Origin of the sequence: Kitasatospora xanthocidica, assembly GCF_014656195.1 — a bacterium.
GTDB lineage: Bacteria > Actinomycetota > Actinomycetes > Streptomycetales > Streptomycetaceae > Kitasatospora > Kitasatospora xanthocidica.
Genome location: NZ_BNBY01000001.1, coordinates 12,898 through 28,931, shown reverse-complemented (window position 1 = coordinate 28,931; position 16,034 = coordinate 12,898). Strand labels below are relative to the sequence as shown.

Here is a 16,034-nt window from a genome sequence, read left to right as displayed (position 1 = left end):
CCGCCCACCCGGAACAGCACCACCCGCACCACCGGTAGTACCCGCACCACCCGCGGTATCGCGGGAAGGTGCGGCAGCAGTACCACCCGAAGACCCCGGGTGGCCGGTCGGCTCCCCCGTGCCGGCCGTCCACCCGGCCGGCCCCGGCCGGACCGGCAGGCGCCACCCCGGAAGCGCCGCCGGCCCGGCCGGCCCGGAAACGTGCGGCCCGCCCTCCCGCAGTCAGGGCNNNNCCCCACCCCCGCGCCGGCGGCCGGGGGACCGCTGCCCGGTCCCCCGACCGCCACCCTCCGCCCCCGGCCGGGTCGCACGGCCGTACGGCTATCGTGCACGGGTGCACGAGGCGGCCCGGGACCCCGGGCACGGCACGTGAGGGGAGCTCCAGGTGATCGGACGGGCGCTGAACGGGCGTTACGAACTCGTCGAGATGCTCGGCGTCGGCGGCATGGCCACCGTCTGGCGCGGCGTGGACCGGGTCCTGGGCCGTCAGGTGGCGGTGAAGGTCCTCAACGGCGGCCTCGCCGACGACCCCCGCTTCGCCGAGCGCTTCAGCCGGGAGGCCCAGCACGCGGCCATGCTGGTGCACCCGAGGATCGCCATGGTCTTCGACTCGGGCGTGGACCAGGGCACCCCGTTCATCGTCATGGAGCTGATCAACGGCCGTTCGCTGGCCGCCGTGCTGGCCCAGCAGCCGAACCTGCCGGTGGAACGCGCGGTCGGCATCGCGGCGGCGGTCTGCGAGGCGCTGGCGGTCGCGCACGCGGCCGGGCTGGTGCACCGGGACATCAAGCCCGGAAACATCATGATCACCGACGACGGCGGGGTGAAGGTCGTCGACTTCGGCATCGCCCGGGCCGGCTCCTCCAGCAACCTGACCCAGACCGCGAGCGTGCTCGGCACGGCCGCCTACCTCTCGCCCGAGCAGGCCACCGCCTCCGCGCTGGACGGCCGGACCGACCTGTACGCGGTCGGCTGCGTGCTGACCGAGATGCTCACCGGCGCGACCCCGTTCACCGCCGAGACCCCGGTGGCGATCGCCTTCAAGCACGTCAGCGAGCAGCCGCTGCCGCCGTCCGCGCGGCGTCCCGGCCTGCCGCCCGCGCTGGACGCGGCGGTGCTGCGCCTGCTCGCCAAGGACCCGGCCGGCCGCCCGGCCGACGCCTCCGCCGCCCGGGCCGAACTGCTGGCCACCGTGCCGGGCCTGGTCGTCGGCGATCCGACCGCCGAGCTGCTCGCGACCAACGCTCCCAACGCGATGGCGGCGACCGGCGCGCCCACCGGGGCCGCCACCCAGCTGCTCCCGCCGGTGTCCGTTCCGCCGAACCAGCAGCACACCACCCTCCTCCCGCCGCAGCTCCCGGCAGCCGCCACCTCGGTGATGGCGCCGGTCCCGGTCGGCCCACCGGCCCCCGGCCCCGCCCCGGCCGCCCCGGCCCGCGCCGGCCGCCGCCGCAAGCCGCTGGTGCTCGGCGCGCTGGGCGTGGCGGGCCTGGCCGGCGTCACCGCCCTGGCCCTGACCGCCTTCGACGAGCCGGCCGGCAACGCCGCCGCGAAGCCCACCGCGGCCACCGCGCCCACCACCCCGGCCGCGACGCCCACCCGGCCCCCCGCCTCCGCCACCCCCACCACCCCGGCGCCCGCCCCGACCACCGCCGCGCCGACCCAGGCCGTCCCGCGCAACCAGCCGGCCGCGCTGCAGCTCCAGTCCTTCCGTCAGGCGGTGGCCCAGGCCCAGGTCGGCAAGGACCGGGACAAGCAGCTGGAGCTGCTGAAGATCCTCGACACCGCCGCCGCACAGCTCAACGGGGGCGATCCGGACGCCGCCGCGCAGGACCTCAAGGGGGCCCAGAAGGTGGTCCGCGACATGGCGAAGAAGCACGCCATCGATCCGCTGACCAACGCCAACTGGAACGCCCGCCTCTCGGCGCTGTTCTCCACCCTGCACACCGCCGCCGACCTCCAGGACGACTGACACGACGGCTGAGGCGCCGGCGAGGGTCACGACGGCCGCCGTCGGCACCCGCCGTCGCTGGCTGACGGCGGCGTCGTCCACAGGCTGTGGATGACGCCGGGGGCCGGGCGAGGGTTCAGTCCCGGTGCCGGACGCGCTGCGCCACGGTGCTGCGGACCGCCTGGGAGGCCGTCCCGGCGGCCGCCGCGAGGAACACGAAGTTGTACCCGATCTGCAGGACCACCACGAGCCGTGCCGCCTGCCCGGTCGGGGTGATGTCCCCGTACCCGACCGTCGCCATCGTCACGACCGTGAAGTACAGCGCGTCCAGCCGCGTCTCCAGCCCGGCGAACTCCGGCTTGTGGGCGCCCAGCGCGTAGTAGGTCGCGGCGAAGATGGTCATCGCCAGGGCGATCAGGAACACCAGCCAGACCACCGGCCGCTTCGCCGTCCCCCGCAGCACCCCGACGATCTTGGCCAGCATCAGCCAGCTCAGCGCGACCAGCGCTCCCACGAAGGCCGACCAGCTCAGGAGCGGCCGCCGGTCGCCGAACCACCCCAGCGGCAGCGTGAAGTACGCGACCATCAGCAGCGCGAACGCTCCCAGCAGCCAGCACCAGGCTCTCAGGTCGGCGGGCGGCGGCGGATTCTCGGACATCCCGCCCAGCCTCGGCCGGGCCCGCCCCGGACGCCCGTCGGACTGCGCCGCCCGGACGAACCGGACCGGAGCCGGGCGCCGCCGCCCCGCCGCTCAGCCGGACCGTCCCTCAGCCGGACCGGGCCGGCCGCCCGGGCTCGTCCAGCAGCTCCAGCACGGCCAGCACGCCGACCAGCGCCAACGCCAGACAGAGCGTCACCAGCACCGTCGGGTGGCTCCACAGCACGAAGGCCAGGGCCGCGCCCGCGACCGCCGTCCAGCCCAGCGCGGCCTTCCACCGGTGGACGAACCGGCCGACCGGCCCGAGCCGCAGCCCGGCCCGGGCGGCCACCCGCCGGACCGCGCCCAGCCCGGCGCGCCAGCCGCCCCGGACGGTGCGCGCCCCCCGACCGCCGCCGCCGATCCAGGCGCCGAGCGCCACCAGCAGGCCGAGCGTGACCACGACCCGGACGGCCGAGCGCAGGTACCGCACCAGCGTGTCGTACACCGCCTGGGCGGCCGCCTGGTCCAGGTCGGCGGGGAGCCGGTCCAGGTAGAGCGCCCGGAACGCGCTCAGCCCGATGCCCAGCAGCAGCGCCCCGCCCGCCATGCCCAGCGCGGCCGCCACCACCGCCCGGCGCCGCCGCACCGCGAGCAGCACCCCGCCGAGCGCGCACGCCCCGGCCAGCACCGGGACCCAGAAACCGGCCAGGTCCAGGACGCGCAGTGCGGTGCGGACCTTGGGGACGGCGTCGGAGCGCACCAGCGGGTACGCGGTGTGGATCTCCGGGAGGTGCTCGACGAACGGGAGCCGGTCCGCCAGGGAGGATTTCACCCGGGCGATCACCGGGGCGAGGTCGAGCACCACGGTGTCGTCGTGGACCTCGACCGCGCCGCCTCCCTGCCCGGTCACCAGCTTCTCGACGGCGGCGTGCGCGTCCCGGTTGACGTCGGTCCAGAGGGTGACGAAGGCGTCGCTGTCCACCACCCGCTCGACCTCGGTGCGGACGAAGCCGGCGAGCCCGTTGTCCAGGGCCTGGCCGATGCCGTTCAGCAGGGCGCCGAGCTTGGGGCGGTCGTCCGGGGCGACGCCGTCGAGCAGCGAGTCGACGGAGATCCGCTTCATGATCTCGTCGGTCACCCGGGCGCTGACGGCCGCCTTGATCCGCGGGTCCCGGGCGAGCGGGGCCATCGTGGCGAGGTAGCGGTCGGTGTCGCTGATCTCGGACCTCGCCCAGAGGGCCAGGGCGCTCAGCGGGGTCAGCACGCAGGCCAGCAGGATCAGCAGGACGGCGAAGGCGGAGCGCACCCGGTGCCGCGGCGGCCGGACCGGCGGGGCGGCCGCCAACTGTTCGGCGAGCCGCGCCTCCTGGGCCTCGACGGCACCCAGCCGGGCCCGCAGCTCGGCCAGTTCGTCGGCCGGACCGTCGAGACGTCCGTCGGCCTGTTCGCCGACCGGTCCGACGGCGCGGTCGCCGCTCGGTCCGTCGCGGGGCTCGTCGGTCGGCATGCCGCGACTCCGTTCCTCCGGTGGGTGCGTACCAGGAGATACCGGATCAGATCGGACGGCCAGCCGGAGGTTCCGGTGGAGCGAACCCCGGAACAGCGGAAAGCCCCCGGTGGGATCACCAGGGGCTTTCCGGAGAAGGGGGAGACTCAGGCGGTCGTCTCGGGCCGCGCCGTCTCGGTGGCCTTGGTCACGTTGGTCGGCGTGACGGCCGGACGGTCCGCGCTCTGCTGGGGAGCGGCGGTGCTCTGCGCCGTGCCGGCGTCCGCCGGGGTCTCGTCCTCGCGCATGGCCTTCGTCTCGGCCTTCAGGATGCGCATCGACTTGCCCAGGCCACGGGCCATCTCCGGCAGCTTCTTCGAACCGAACAGCAGGATTACGACCGCCAGCACCACGAAGATGTGCCAGGGCTCAAGACCGTTCCGCAGCATCCCTGGCCACCGGTCCCTTCTTGTCAGGAGTCATGGCGAGCGCTATCGCCCGTGCTGGCCAGTATGCCTGGCCCTCACGGCGAACGGATACACCGCCTGGGAAACGCTGGCCAAAAACCAGGTGCCGTTCGAGCGGATCGCGAGAATCGGGGGCGGCCGCGGGGCCCTGGGCGCGGGTGGACGGTCAGCCCGCGCGCCGGGCCAGTTCGACCATCCGCGGCGAGAGGTCCACCCCCACCACCTCGGCCCCGTGCCCGGCGAGCCAGCCCGCCACGTGCCCGGGGCCGCACCCGAGGTCGGCCACCACCCCGCCGGCGGCCTCCTCCACGACCACCCCCAGCAGGGCCCGGTCGACCGCCTTGTGCGCCAGCTCGCCGCCGATCCGCCCCAGGTACTCCTCCGCCACTGTGTCGTAACTGCCGCGCACCCGCGTCCGATCAGCACCCATGACCCCACCCTGGCACGGCGGTTCGCCCGGGCGCGGCCGGTTTCCGGGGCCAGGCCGGGTCCGGCCGCGGTCCGGCCGCCGTCCGGCCGACGCACGGCTGCCTGAAGACGGCGGAGAGCCCCCGCCCTGGGATGGGCGGGGGCTCTCGATGACTCGCGTGGATCGGGCCGGGTGGATCGGGCCCTGTGGATCGGGCCCTGTGGATCGGGCCGGGGTCGGTCAGACGGTGGCGGGCTCGGGCTCGGTGGCCTCGGCCGGGGCGGCGGCCGGGAGGTGGCGCATCAGGCGGTAGGCCAGCAGCGCGGCGCCGAGGGCGAGGACCCCGCCGACGCCGGCGGCGACGTGCAGGCCGTCGGTGAAGGCGGTCCGGGCGGTCTCCAGCAGGTCGGCGCCGATCCGGCCGGGCAGCTGGGCGGCGACGGTGGCCGCGCCGCCGAGGGTGTCCTGGGCGGTCCGGGCGGCCTCGCCGCCGACACCCGCCGGGAGGGCGCCGTCCAGCTGGTGGCGGTAGACCGCGGCGCCGGCCGCGCCGAGCAGGGCGATGCCGAGCGAGCTGCCCAGCTCGACCGCGGTCTCGGAGATGGCGGAGGCGGCGCCGGCCTGCTCGACCGGGGCGGCGGAGACGACCATCTCGGCGGTCATCGTCATGGTGCCGACGGTGCCGGCGGCGAGCACGCCCGCCGCGGTGAGGATGAGCGCCAGCGGGGAGTGCGCGCCGACCTGCGTCATCATCGCGAAGCCCGCCGCACCGATCAGGAAGCCGCCGCCCATCAGCACCGCCGGGCGGACCTTGCCGGCCAGCGCCGAGCTGATCCCGACCGCCGCGCCGACGCCCACGCTCGGCACCAGCGACCAGAGCGAGGCGGTCAGCGGGCTCATGCCCTTGACCAGCTGGAGGTACTGCGAGGTGAAGAGGGAGAAGCCCATCATCGCGAACATCGCGATGGTGTTGACGCTGATCGCACCGCTGAAGGTGCGGATCCGGAACAGGCTGAGGTCGAGCAGCGGGTTCGCGGCGGTGCGCTGGCGCCACACGAAGGCGGCGGCGAGCAGCAGACCGGCCGCGAGGGCGAGCGCGGGCAGCGGGCTCCAGCCCTCGACGGCGACGGTCTTGACGCCGTAGACCAGCGGCAGGATCGCGGTGAGCGAGAGTGCGGCGCCGAGCAGGTCGAAGCGGCCGACGCGGGCGGGGGAGCGGTACTCGGGGAGCAGGGCGGGCGCGGCCAGCAGCACCAGGGCCATCACCGGGACGGCGGGCAGGAAGGCCGAGCCCCACCAGAAGTGGTCGAGCAGCAGGCCGCCGGCGACCGGGCCGAGGGTGGCACCGGCGGTGAGCACGCCGCCCCAGGCGCCGAGGGCGACCTGCCGCTGCTTGGGGTCGTGGAACATGTTGCGGATCAGTGCGAGGGTCGAGGGCATCACGGTGGCCCCGGCGGTGCCGAGCAGGGCGCGGGCCGCGATCAGCTGGTTCGCGTCGTGCGACCAGGCGGCCAGCAGCGAGGCGCCGATGAAGCCTGCGGCGCCGATCGTCAGCAGCCGGCGGCGGCCGATCCGGTCGCCGAGCGCACCCATCGTGATGAGCAGTCCGGCCAGCAGGAACGAGTACATGTCCATGATCCACAGCTGCTGGGTGCCGCTGGGCGCCAGCGTGGTGGAGATGAACGGGACGGCGAAGAAGAGCACGCCCATGTCCATGGAGAGGACGAGGGTCGGGAGGAGGAGGACGGCCAGGCCGATCCATTCGCGACGGCCTGCGCGGCCGGTGGTTGCGGTCATGGGGAAGACAGTACGGACGTGTCAGACGCTTGTCTAGTACGTATGTCTAAATCGGTCGTGCGAGACATCCGTGCAAGACATTTGTGCAGCCGTTCCGTAGGATCGAGGGCATGGGAAACCGCGAAGACCTGATGGCCGGTGCCAAGCGCTGCCTGTACGAGAAGGGCTACGGGCGCACCACCGCCCGTGACATCGCCACCGCCTCCGGAGTCAGCCTGGCCGCGATCGGCTACCACTTCGGCTCCAAGGACGCGCTGCTCAACGCGGCGATGATCGAGGCGATCGGCGATATGGGGACGGCCCTGGGCGCGGTCGTGGTCGCCGCCAACCAGGTGTCGGACGATCCGGAGGAGCGCTTCGCCGCCGTCTGGGACGGCCTCCGGGACGTCTTCGTCGAGCACCGCGGACTCTGGGCGGCCCAGTTCGAGGCGCTCGCGCAGGCCGCGCACGCCCCCGAACTGGCGCAGGCCTTCGCGGGGGCGCAGAAGGAAGGCCGGCTGGGGCTCGCCGCGCTGTTCCAGGGGCTGCCCGAGGTGGTGGAGACCGAGGAGGAGCTCGCCCGCGGCGCCTTCTACCAGACCCTGCTGGCCGGTTACGCCGCCCAGTGGCTGGCCGCACCCGAACTCGCCCCCAGCGGGGCGGACTTCCTGCGCGGACTGCGGCTGGTCAGCGGCAGCGTGTTGAACTCCGGCTGAGCGACCCGGGTTCGGCCTGACGCCCTGGCCCGGGCGTCAGGTGGTGACGGCAGTCAGCAGCACCACCGAGTCGACGTGCGCCAGCAGCCCGTGCCGCTCCTGCGGGACGGGCTCCAGTCGACCGGCCGGCAGTTCCAGCCGCCGGCCGGCGATGGTCAGCGACACCCGGCCGCGCAGCACCTGGACGCTCCCCGCGGTGGGCGGGTTGTGCTCGTCCAGCGCCGTCCCGGCGGTCAGCGCGATCACGGTCTGCCGTAGGAGGCCGTCGTGCAGCACCAGATGGGCGCTGCGCCCGTGCGGGCTCTCGGCCGCCAGAGCGGCGTGCTCCACGGCGAGCTGTTCGAGATCGGGCATCGCGCCGCCTCCTCACTCCGTCTGCCCAGGGTCGCGGACGCCCCGGCGTCCCGCACCCGGAGCGGCCGGGCGGTCCGAGGTGCAGGCCCCGCCGACTGCCCGCATCGTGGAGGCATGGCGATCAACGAGAGACCCCTCGACGGATTCCAGGTCAACCGCGCGCAGCTGGTCGGCGGCGCGGTGCTCGGCGGCATCGGCGCGGTGCTCGGCGCGACCGGCGCGGTCCTGATGTGCTCGGCGCTGGCCGTGGCCTGCCGCGACTGGCTGCGCAGCCGGGAGACCCCGCCGACCGCGATGGCCCACCGGGCCCTGCACGAGGCGCGGGTGGCGTCCACGGCCGGCTGGCAGGCCTGGCGTTCCGAGCACAGCTCGCCCAACTGAACCCACGGCGGTCCGCGGTGCGCTGGGCGGCAGCGTCGCCGAGCGACCGGCGCGCCGGGCAACGGCGCGTCGGGCAACGGCGCGTCGGGCAACGGCGCGTCGGGCAACGGCGCGGCGGGCCGCCATGGGGGTGCGGCCCGACGCGCCGTCGGACTGAACGGCCCTACAGGCCCAGCGACTTGGCGACGATGCTGCGCATGACCTCGCTGGTGCCGCCATAGATCCGGAACACCCGGTTGTCGGTGTAGAGCCGGGCGATCGGGTACTCCAGGATGTAGCCGTAACCGCCGTGCAGCTGAAGGCACTTGTCGATCACGGTGGAGGCGGACTCGGTGCAGAACAGCTTCGCCGCGGCCGCGTCGGCCACGGTCAGCTCGCCGTTCTGGTACAGCTCCAGCGCGCGGTCCACCATGGACTGCTGCGCCACCACCTGGGACTCGCAGTCGGCCAGGGTGAACTTGGTGTTCTGGAACTCGGCGACGGCCTTGCCGAACACCTTGCGGTCCTTGACGTACTGCACCGCGAACCGCACCGCCGCCGCGGACGCCGCGTACGCGCCGACGGCGATCGCCAGCCGCTCCTGCACCAGGTTGTGGGTGAGGTAGGAGAAGGCCCTGCCCTCCTCGCCGAGCAGGTTCTCCACCGGCACCCGGACGTCGCTGAACGCCAGCTCGGCGGTGTCCGAGGTGCGCAGGCCGATCTTCTGCAGCTTGCGGCCGACGGTGTAGCCGGGCGAGGTGGTGTCCACGCACAGGATGGAGAGGCCGGCCCGGCGGTTGTCCGGGTCGTACGGCGCGGTGCGGCAGACCACCAGGACGAGGTCGGCCAGGACACCGCCGGTGATGAAGGTCTTGGCGCCGTTCAGGACGTAGTGGGTGCCGTCCTCGGAGAGCCGCGCGGTGGTGGTGATGCCCGCCAGGTCGGAGCCGGCGCCCGGCTCGGTCATCGCGATCGCGGTCATGATGTCGCCGGAGACGAAGCCGGGCAGCCAGCGCCGCTTCTGCTCCTCGTTCGCGTACTCCAGCAGGTACGGCAGCACCAGCCCGGTGTGCACGCCGGAGGAGCCGAAGCTCACACCCGCCCGGGCGACCTCCTCGGCGACCACCGCCTGGTACTTGAAGCCGCTCTCGCCCGCGCCGCCGTACTCCTCGGGCACCTCGATGCCGTAGACGCCGAGTTCGCCCAGCTGTCGGTAGAAGTCGCGCGGCGGGTGGCCCTCGGCCTCCCAGCTCTCGTAGACCGGGACGACCTCGTTGGCGATGAAGTCCCGGATGGTCTCCCGGAAGGCCTCGTGGTCCTCGTTGAACACGGTGCGGCGCACGGCGGCGCTCCCTTCGACGGTGCCGGCCGGAGCTGCCGGCGGGGCGGAACGTACCAGGTGATGGCCTCACAAGTTAATCCCGGGTAGCTTCGGCTGTCCAGCGTCGTCCGGCCCGGAGAACGAGGCCGGCGGGGGCTTCAAGTGAATCCTTGCTAGCCTTCGGTCGAAGCCCGGACGGGCCTGGACGGGACCGGACCGGACAGGACAGGACCGGACGGGACAGGACGGGACAGGACCGGACGTGACCGGGCGGGTGCCCGGCCGGACGGGAGGGAGACGCGTCATGGTGGTCCGACGGCCGCCCGGGCGGCGTGCCCAGATCCTCGCCGTGGCCGCCGACCGCTTCCACCGCAGCGGCTACCACCAGGTCTCGATGACCGAGGTCGCCGCCGGGGTCGGCATCACCGCGCCCGCGCTCTACCGGCACTTCCGCGGCAAGCCCGAACTGCTCGACCGCGCCGTCCGCCTGGGCCTGGACGCCCTCGCCGACGCCCTGCGCGCGGCCGGCACCACCGGGGAGGTCGGTGCCGCCCTGGCCGCCGTCGCGGTCGGCCACCGCCCGCTCGGCACCCTGGTGCAGCGCGACGCCCGGCTGCTGCCGCCGGCCCGGCGGGCCGCGCTGCGCCGCGAACTGCGCGCGGACGTCGCCCTGATGACCGCCGTGCTGCGGGCCGAGCGTCCCGGACTGGCCGCCCCCGACGCCGAGTTGCTCTGCTGGTCGGCGCTCTCGGTCTGCGCGGGGCTGTCCTACCAGTCGGCCGCGCCGCAGCCGCGTCGGGCCGAGGCGCTGCTGCGCGAGCTGGTCGCGGCCGTTCTCGCGGTCCCGCTGGACGGTGCGGCGGCGGCCGGGCCCGCGGCGGCACCCCCGGCCGGGCCCGCAGCGGCACCCCCGGCCGGGCCGCCGACCGAGGCGCGGCCGCAGGCGCGCCGGGAGGAGCTGCTCGCGGCGGCCGTCCGGCTGTTCCACCAGCGCGGCTTCGACAACGTCAGCACCGACCAACTCGGCGCCGCCGTCGGCATCTCCGGCCCCAGCGTGTACCGGCACTTCGACAGCAAGGCCCACCTGCTCGCCGCCTCGCTGGTGCGCAGCCGCGAGCGGCTGTGGCACGAGGTGGACGGCGCGATCGCGGCCGCCGACGGGCCCGGGGCGGCGCTGGCGGCCGGGCTGGGCGCCTACGTCGGCTTCGCGCTGCGCAACGGCGACTACCTGGGCGCGATGCTCAGCGAGACGGAGCGGCTGGCCCCGCCGGACCGCCGGGCCGCGGTGGACTTCCGGCGGGACTTCCTGCGCACCTGGGTCGTCCTGCTGCGGCAGGTGCGTCCGGAGTACGACGCGGCGACCGCCCGGATCCGGGTGCACGCGCTGTTCGCGCTGGTCAACGACGGGGTGCGGAACCGCCCGCACAGCGCCCGGCCGGACCTCGGGGACTGCCTGCTCCGGCTCGGCCGGGCCGTGCTCGGGGTCTCCTGAGCGGAGCCGGGCGTACGGCGCGGGCCGGGTGCCCGCCCCGTGGTGACGGGACGGGCACCCGGCCCGGTGGCCGCGGCGAGAGACCTAGTACAGGACGTGCGGGTAGTACACCCGGGCGTCGACGTTGCCGTTGCCCTGCAGGGCGCCGACGTTCCCGCCGTTGCCGGTCACGGCGAGGCCGTTGTTCTGGTTGCTCGCGCCCGAACCGGTGGCCGTCTGCTGGGTGTTGACCACGTTTCCGTGGACGTTGCCGATGATGTTGCCGGAGCCGACGTTGCTCACGACGCTCCCGTTGGAGTGGTCGATCGCGCCGGCGCCGTTGTCGGCGTGCGCGGTGGCGGCGCCGAGGCCGACGAGGAGGAACGCCCCGAGGGCGGTGACGGCTGCGGCTGCGCGGATACGGGACACGCTGGTCTCCCTGGACTGAAGTGCGAATGGTGGCGCGGTCGGAGTGGCCGCTCCGGAGCGCCGTTGCCTGACGTCGCCCGCTCAGCATTCACCAGCGGTGGGGACGGACTCCACCGAATGGGTGGCAATTCCTCCGATGGTGGCGCCCCGGTCAATTCGGGGTTGACCGGAGACCGTCATTCCGTCGGGAAGAAAGAAATGGTCGGCAGATTGTCGCACTGGCACACTGAGGACCCATGTCTGAAGGTGCCCCGCCCCAGCCCACCCCCGCCGAGGAGCTGCGGACGACCGAGGTCGACCTCGGCGGCCTGGTGAACGTCCTCGCCACCCACCTCTACTCCACCCCGCTGGTCGCCCTGCGCGAACTCGTCCAGAACGCGCACGACTCGCACACCCGCCGGCTCCTGGAGGACCCGGAGGGCGAGCACCGTCCGCTGATCCGGGTGCGCGCCGACGCCGCCCGGCGGACCGTCGCCATCGAGGACACCGGGGCCGGACTCACCGAACCCGAGATCCACTCCTACCTCGCCACCGTCGGCACCGGCTACACCCGGATGCTGCGCGAACTCACCGGGAACCAGGAGCTGATCGGCGCCTTCGGGCTGGGCTTCCTGTCGGCCTTCTCGATCGCCGACGAGGTCACCGTCACCACCACCTCCCACCGCGAACCGGGGCTCGGCCACCGCTACCGCAGCCGCGGCGGCGAGCAGTACCGGGTCGAGCCGGTGCCCGCCCGGCCCCGCCCCGGCACCGTGGTCGAACTGGCGGTCAAGGCCGAGCACTCGCACCTCGCCGACGAGGACACCCTGCGCGAAGTCCTCGGCCGCTACTGCGTGCTGCTGCCGATCCCGGTCTACGTCGGCGAGGACGAGCAGCCCGTCAACTCCGTCGAGGTGCCCTGGCGGCAGCGAGTGGAGGGCGACCAGCACGCCGCCCGGATGCGCTTCGCCACCGCCTTCGGCCGCCGCTTCGAGCCGCTCACCGCCTTCCCGGTCCACCCGGCCGACGACGCCACCGACGCGATCGGCCTGCTCTGGGTCCAGGACGGCGGCACCTACGGCAGCAGCGACAACCGCGACCTCGCCGTCTACCTGCGCGGCATGCTGCTCGCCGACGACGCCCGCGACCTGCTGCCCGGCTGGGCCGGGTTCATCGGCGGCGTGGTCGAGTCCAGCCGGCTCACCCCCACCGCCAGCCGCGAGGACCTCCAGCGCGACGAGCACTACCGGGCCCTCCAGAAGGCCCTCACCGACGCCATCGTGGACGGCCTGTACGAGACCGCCCGGCTGCGGCCCGCCGCCTGGCGACGCATCCTCACCCGGCACGGCCAGGACCTGCTCGGCGCCGCGCTCTGCGACGAGCGGCTGTTCACCCTGCTCGCCGACGACGTCCCGGTGCCCACCTCGCAGGGCGACCTCACCGCCGGGGCGCTGCGCGCCGCCGGCGGGGGAGCCGTGCACGTCGCGCTCGGCAGCGGCGGCGGCTTCGAGGAGATGCTGTACCGGGCCATGCGGGTGCCGATCGCGCGCGGCGACCGCTACGCCGTCCTGCCCTTCCTGCGCCGCTACGCCCAGCTGCGCGGCTGCCGGCTGGTCGAACTGGGCAGCGAGCAGGGCAACCGCGAGCTGTTCCGGGACCCGGAGCGGCCGCTGCCCGACGGCGAGGCGGCCTGGCTGGCCGGCGCCCTCGCCGACCGCGGCGAGCAGCTCGTCCCGGCCCGCTTCGACCCGCCCGGCCTGCCGCTGGTGCTGGTGCCGGACCGCGAGGCCGAGCTCAAGGCCCGGATCGAGGACGACCAGGCGGACGCCCGGATCCCGTCCGCCGCGCTGCGGCTGGCCCGGGCCTTCACCGCCCGCACCGACGGCGAGGTCAGGGCCCGGCTCTACCTCAACCTGGCCTGCCCGGCGGTCCAGGACCTGCTCGCCGCCTACCGCACCGGGCACACCGGCAGCGCCACCGCGGCCGGGCTGCTCCGCTCGCTCAAGGTGATCATGGCCGCGGCCTCCTCCGGCCCCGCCGAGGGCGACCTCACCGCGGCGCTGACCGGCGTCGGCACCGCGGTCTCCGCCCTGACCGCGGCCGTCCCGGCCGGCCTGCCGGACGTCCCGGACAGCCCGGGCGCCCTGTCGGGGGAAGCGTGACCGCCGGATTGTCAGTGACTCGCTTGCCGGTGACTCGCTTGCCGGTGGCTCGCTTGTCAGTGACTTGCTCGTCAGTAACCCACTGGTCGGCGACCCGCTTGTCAGTGGTCCGCGGTAGACCAGTCATCAGCACGACGCAGGGGGAAGAAGCATGACCACCGACATCTGGTCCTGGGTGCGCGACGCCCACCGGCAGTTGGCCGAGGCCGGCCACCACCGGCTGGCCGACGCCATCGTCGAGCTGCCCGAGCACGCCACCGAGGGCCACAACGACCAGCTGGACGCCCTCTACCCCGAGGCGGTCGCCGCCGCGCGCGCGCTCGACCTGCCCTGGGTCGAGGTCTACCTGCGCCACTGGCGGATGCAGAACCTGCTGAACAAGCGCCAGCAGGGCGAGACGGTCATGCCCGAGGTGATCGACCTGCTGGACTTCGCCCACCGGGAGGAGACCGCCGGCTGCCCGCAGTCCGTCTGCGTGGTGCAGGACTTCGCCATCTGCCACGCCCGGGTCGACGGGCCCGGGTACGTGGCCGAGCGGCTCGAGGTGGTCGGTGAGACGCTCGACCGGATCGAGCCCGGCCGGGCCTGCTACGACTGCCTCTCCCGCGAGTACTCCGACGCCCTGGAGGACGACGGCCGCGCGGCCGAGGCGCTCGACCACCTGGACACCGCCGCCAACCGGATGCGGGCGGCCGGCCAGCGGGTCTCGCTCCGCTTCCACCAGGCCAGGGCCGGCACCCTGCACCTGCTGGGCCGGTACGAGGAGGTGCTGGAGCTGCTGGACACCGCCGAGCGGGCCGAGCAGGCCCAGGACCGTCAGCTGGACGAGCGCGACCAGCGCTGGGGCGCCCTGCTGCGGGCCCGCGCGCTCGCCGCGCTCGGCCGGACGGACGAGGCGCTCGCCCTGCTCCCCGACCGCGCCGAGGCCGAGGCCCACGCCGACCTGCGGCCGGCCTGGACGCAGACCGTCGAGCTGCTGGTCGCGGCCGGAGCCTGGGAGAACGACGCCGAACTGGGCGCCGTACTGGCCGGCTGGGTCGGCTACCTGGACGGCGTCGGCGCGCACCGCCCGTGCGTGGACCTGCTGCTGGCGGCGGGCCGGCTCGCCCTCGCCCGCGGCGCCCGCACCGTGGCGCTGACGCTCGCCGCGACCGGGGAGCGCAAGCTCACCAGGCTGCGCCGCACCGACGGCGTGTCGGAGGAGGTCGCCGCCCTGCGCGCGGCCGCCGAGGCGCTGCCGCAGCCCGAGCTGCCCTTCCCGCCGGGCGAGCTGACGGCGTACCTGGCCGAGGCCGAGGTGCCCTTCGAGACCGGCGCGGACCTGCTCTCCGTCGCGCTGGACCGGTACCGGGGCGAGCCGGCCGGCGCCACCGGTCTGGCGGTGCTCCTGGCCACCGTGCTGGGCGGCCTCGGCCACGCCCGGGCCGGCGCCGACCTGCTGTGGCAGCGGCTGGAGGCCGACCCGGGCGACCGGGAGCTGACCGCCACGCTCGGCGAGATGCTGATCGAGGCCCGGGACGCCGAGGGCGTCCGCCGCCTCGCCGACCGCCTCGCCGCCACGGCCCCGGCCGACGCCCACTGGATACGCGCCCGCTGGGCCGCCGCCGAGAGCCGCTGGACGGAGGTGCTGGAGCAGTGCGGGGCGATCCTCGCGCTGGACGACGCGGTGCTCAACACCCGCCGCCTCGCCGCCCGCGCCGCCACCGAACTGGGCGACCACGCCGCCGCGCAGCGGTTCTACCAGGAGCTGCTGGAGCGCGCCCTGCCCTCCGACGACGACGCCCCGGAGGAGGAGGGCCACCGGCGGGTCCAGGAGGGCGACCTCTGGCACCTGATGACCGCGGCCAGCGCCAACCGGGACTGGGCCGCGGTCCGCTCCGCCGGCGGCCTGCTCGGCATCGAGTTCGACGAGCCCGAGGGTCCGGTGGAGGAGGAGTGGCAGCTGGTCACCGTCCGGGCCACCCGGACCAACGGCGCGACGGCCGACCTGCCGGCCGTCCGGACGGGCCCGGCCACCGCCCGCATCCTGCCGGTGCTCGGCGACGACCTGACGCTCAACCACGGCGACGTGGTGGTCTTCGCCCCCGCGCTGCTGGAGCAGCCGCCGGCCGAGGACGCCCCCGAGGAGGAGCGGCGGCGCTGGCGGCCGGTGTTCGAGCTGCTCACCCTGCTCGACCCGGCGGGGTACACCACCTACTGGATCGACGGCGGCTGGCCCGGCGACGAACCGTGGGCCACCCTGCGCGAGCGGCTGCAGGAGGCCGGGTTCGCGGTCTGGGCGTACAGCGGGGACCACTACCGGATCACCGACCCGGCGGACGACGACGAGTCGCTGCCCGGGATCTACGCGGCCTTCGGGGTGCCGCCGACCGCCTCGGCCGCCGAGGCCGACGCGCTGCTGCACCGGCTGACCGGTGACTGGCCGCACCCGCTCGCCTGGCCGGCCCTGGCCGAGGCGGCCGGCGCGGACCTCGCGCGGCACGAGGAGATCGTCGAGCGCTACGGCCTCTGAC

The 16,034-nt window shown here is 74.8% G+C and carries 14 protein-coding genes; 6 read left to right on the top strand and 8 right to left on the bottom strand.

Annotated elements, in window-relative coordinates; all coding sequences use genetic code 11:
* Positions 1 to 385: 385 nt before the first annotated feature.
* Positions 386 to 1,972: a protein kinase domain-containing protein gene (locus IE332_RS00130; RefSeq protein ID WP_189912966.1), complete on the top strand. Its 1,587-nt coding sequence runs from the start codon at positions 386 to 388 to the stop codon at positions 1,970 to 1,972.
* A 115-nt stretch (positions 1,973 to 2,087) separates the two neighbouring features.
* On the opposite strand, the gene IE332_RS00125 is transcribed toward IE332_RS00130, so the two are convergent.
* The 5 genes from IE332_RS00125 to IE332_RS00105 all read right to left on the bottom strand — a co-directional run bounded on the left by IE332_RS00125 (position 2,088) and on the right by IE332_RS00105 (position 6,750).
* Complete coding sequence (locus tag IE332_RS00125) at positions 2,088 to 2,609, bottom strand: potassium channel family protein (protein WP_189912965.1); 522 nt, start codon at positions 2,607 to 2,609, stop codon at positions 2,088 to 2,090.
* Between the two features lie 109 nt (positions 2,610 to 2,718).
* Complete coding sequence (locus IE332_RS00120) at positions 2,719 to 4,098, bottom strand: hypothetical protein (RefSeq protein WP_229928178.1); 1,380 nt, start codon at positions 4,096 to 4,098, stop codon at positions 2,719 to 2,721.
* Positions 4,099 to 4,244: 146 nt separating this feature from the next.
* The gene (gene tatA, locus IE332_RS00115; RefSeq protein ID WP_189912964.1) at positions 4,245 to 4,526 is read right to left on the bottom strand and encodes a Sec-independent protein translocase subunit TatA; all 282 of its coding nucleotides are present in this window, start codon (positions 4,524 to 4,526) and stop codon (positions 4,245 to 4,247) included.
* A 184-nt stretch (positions 4,527 to 4,710) separates the two neighbouring features.
* The gene (locus IE332_RS00110) at positions 4,711 to 4,974 is read right to left on the bottom strand and encodes a class I SAM-dependent methyltransferase (protein WP_189912963.1); all 264 of its coding nucleotides are present in this window, start codon (positions 4,972 to 4,974) and stop codon (positions 4,711 to 4,713) included.
* Positions 4,975 to 5,193: 219 nt separating this feature from the next.
* Positions 5,194 to 6,750: an MFS transporter gene (locus tag IE332_RS00105; RefSeq protein ID WP_189912962.1), complete on the bottom strand. Its 1,557-nt coding sequence runs from the start codon at positions 6,748 to 6,750 to the stop codon at positions 5,194 to 5,196.
* 110 nt (positions 6,751 to 6,860) lie between these two features.
* Here IE332_RS00105 and IE332_RS00100 point away from each other — a divergent pair, with 110 nt between their 5' ends.
* Positions 6,861 to 7,445: a TetR/AcrR family transcriptional regulator gene (locus tag IE332_RS00100; RefSeq protein WP_189912961.1), complete on the top strand. Its 585-nt coding sequence runs from the start codon at positions 6,861 to 6,863 to the stop codon at positions 7,443 to 7,445.
* A gap of 36 nt (positions 7,446 to 7,481) precedes the next feature.
* On the opposite strand, the gene IE332_RS00095 is transcribed toward IE332_RS00100, so the two are convergent.
* Positions 7,482 to 7,799 (bottom strand): cupin domain-containing protein, encoded by a 318-nt coding sequence (locus IE332_RS00095; protein ID WP_189912960.1) that lies wholly within the window; start codon positions 7,797 to 7,799, stop codon positions 7,482 to 7,484.
* Positions 7,800 to 7,913: 114 nt separating this feature from the next.
* On the opposite strand from IE332_RS00095, the gene IE332_RS00090 reads away from it, so the two are divergent.
* On the top strand, positions 7,914 to 8,180 hold the full coding sequence (locus tag IE332_RS00090) for a hypothetical protein (protein WP_189912959.1): 267 nt from the start codon (positions 7,914 to 7,916) through the stop codon (positions 8,178 to 8,180).
* A gap of 163 nt (positions 8,181 to 8,343) precedes the next feature.
* Here the strand turns inward: IE332_RS00090 and IE332_RS00085 are convergent, their stop codons facing one another.
* Positions 8,344 to 9,501 (bottom strand): acyl-CoA dehydrogenase family protein, encoded by a 1,158-nt coding sequence (locus IE332_RS00085; protein WP_189912958.1) that lies wholly within the window; start codon positions 9,499 to 9,501, stop codon positions 8,344 to 8,346.
* A 283-nt stretch (positions 9,502 to 9,784) separates the two neighbouring features.
* Here IE332_RS00085 and IE332_RS00080 point away from each other — a divergent pair, with 283 nt between their 5' ends.
* Entirely contained in the window at positions 9,785 to 10,972 is a 1,188-nt protein-coding gene (locus IE332_RS00080; protein WP_189912957.1) for a TetR/AcrR family transcriptional regulator, read from the top strand.
* An 84-nt stretch (positions 10,973 to 11,056) separates the two neighbouring features.
* Here the strand turns inward: IE332_RS00080 and IE332_RS00075 are convergent, their stop codons facing one another.
* Entirely contained in the window at positions 11,057 to 11,380 is a 324-nt protein-coding gene (locus IE332_RS00075; RefSeq protein WP_189912956.1) for a hypothetical protein, read from the bottom strand.
* 236 nt (positions 11,381 to 11,616) lie between these two features.
* On the opposite strand from IE332_RS00075, the gene IE332_RS00070 reads away from it, so the two are divergent.
* Together IE332_RS00070 and IE332_RS00065 are read left to right on the top strand one after the other, a co-directional pair.
* On the top strand, positions 11,617 to 13,521 hold the full coding sequence (locus IE332_RS00070; RefSeq protein WP_189912955.1) for an ATP-binding protein: 1,905 nt from the start codon (positions 11,617 to 11,619) through the stop codon (positions 13,519 to 13,521).
* Positions 13,522 to 13,672: 151 nt separating this feature from the next.
* A complete protein-coding gene (locus tag IE332_RS00065) occupies positions 13,673 to 16,033 on the top strand; it encodes a tetratricopeptide repeat protein (protein WP_189912954.1) in 2,361 nt (786 codons plus the stop codon).
* Position 16,034 lies beyond the last annotated feature (1 nt).

Excerpts from the sequence above, each read along its gene's own strand:
- IE332_RS00110 (WP_189912963.1), bottom strand. The coding sequence starts at position 4,974 with ATGGGTGCTGATCGGACGCGGGTGCGCGGCAGTTACGACACAGTGGCG.
- IE332_RS00065 (WP_189912954.1), top strand. The coding sequence starts at position 13,673 with ATGACCACCGACATCTGGTCCTGGGTGCGCGACGCCCACCGGCAGTTG.
- tatA (WP_189912964.1), bottom strand. The coding sequence starts at position 4,526 with ATGCTGCGGAACGGTCTTGAGCCCTGGCACATCTTCGTGGTGCTGGCG.
- IE332_RS00100 (WP_189912961.1), top strand. The coding sequence starts at position 6,861 with ATGGGAAACCGCGAAGACCTGATGGCCGGTGCCAAGCGCTGCCTGTAC.
- IE332_RS00090 (WP_189912959.1), top strand. The coding sequence starts at position 7,914 with ATGGCGATCAACGAGAGACCCCTCGACGGATTCCAGGTCAACCGCGCG.
- IE332_RS00095 (WP_189912960.1), bottom strand. The coding sequence starts at position 7,799 with ATGCCCGATCTCGAACAGCTCGCCGTGGAGCACGCCGCTCTGGCGGCC.
- IE332_RS00120 (WP_229928178.1), bottom strand. The coding sequence starts at position 4,098 with ATGCCGACCGACGAGCCCCGCGACGGACCGAGCGGCGACCGCGCCGTC.
- IE332_RS00125 (WP_189912965.1), bottom strand. The coding sequence starts at position 2,609 with ATGTCCGAGAATCCGCCGCCGCCCGCCGACCTGAGAGCCTGGTGCTGG.
- IE332_RS00105 (WP_189912962.1), bottom strand. The coding sequence starts at position 6,750 with ATGACCGCAACCACCGGCCGCGCAGGCCGTCGCGAATGGATCGGCCTG.
- IE332_RS00070 (WP_189912955.1), top strand. The coding sequence starts at position 11,617 with ATGTCTGAAGGTGCCCCGCCCCAGCCCACCCCCGCCGAGGAGCTGCGG.
- IE332_RS00080 (WP_189912957.1), top strand. The coding sequence starts at position 9,785 with ATGGTGGTCCGACGGCCGCCCGGGCGGCGTGCCCAGATCCTCGCCGTG.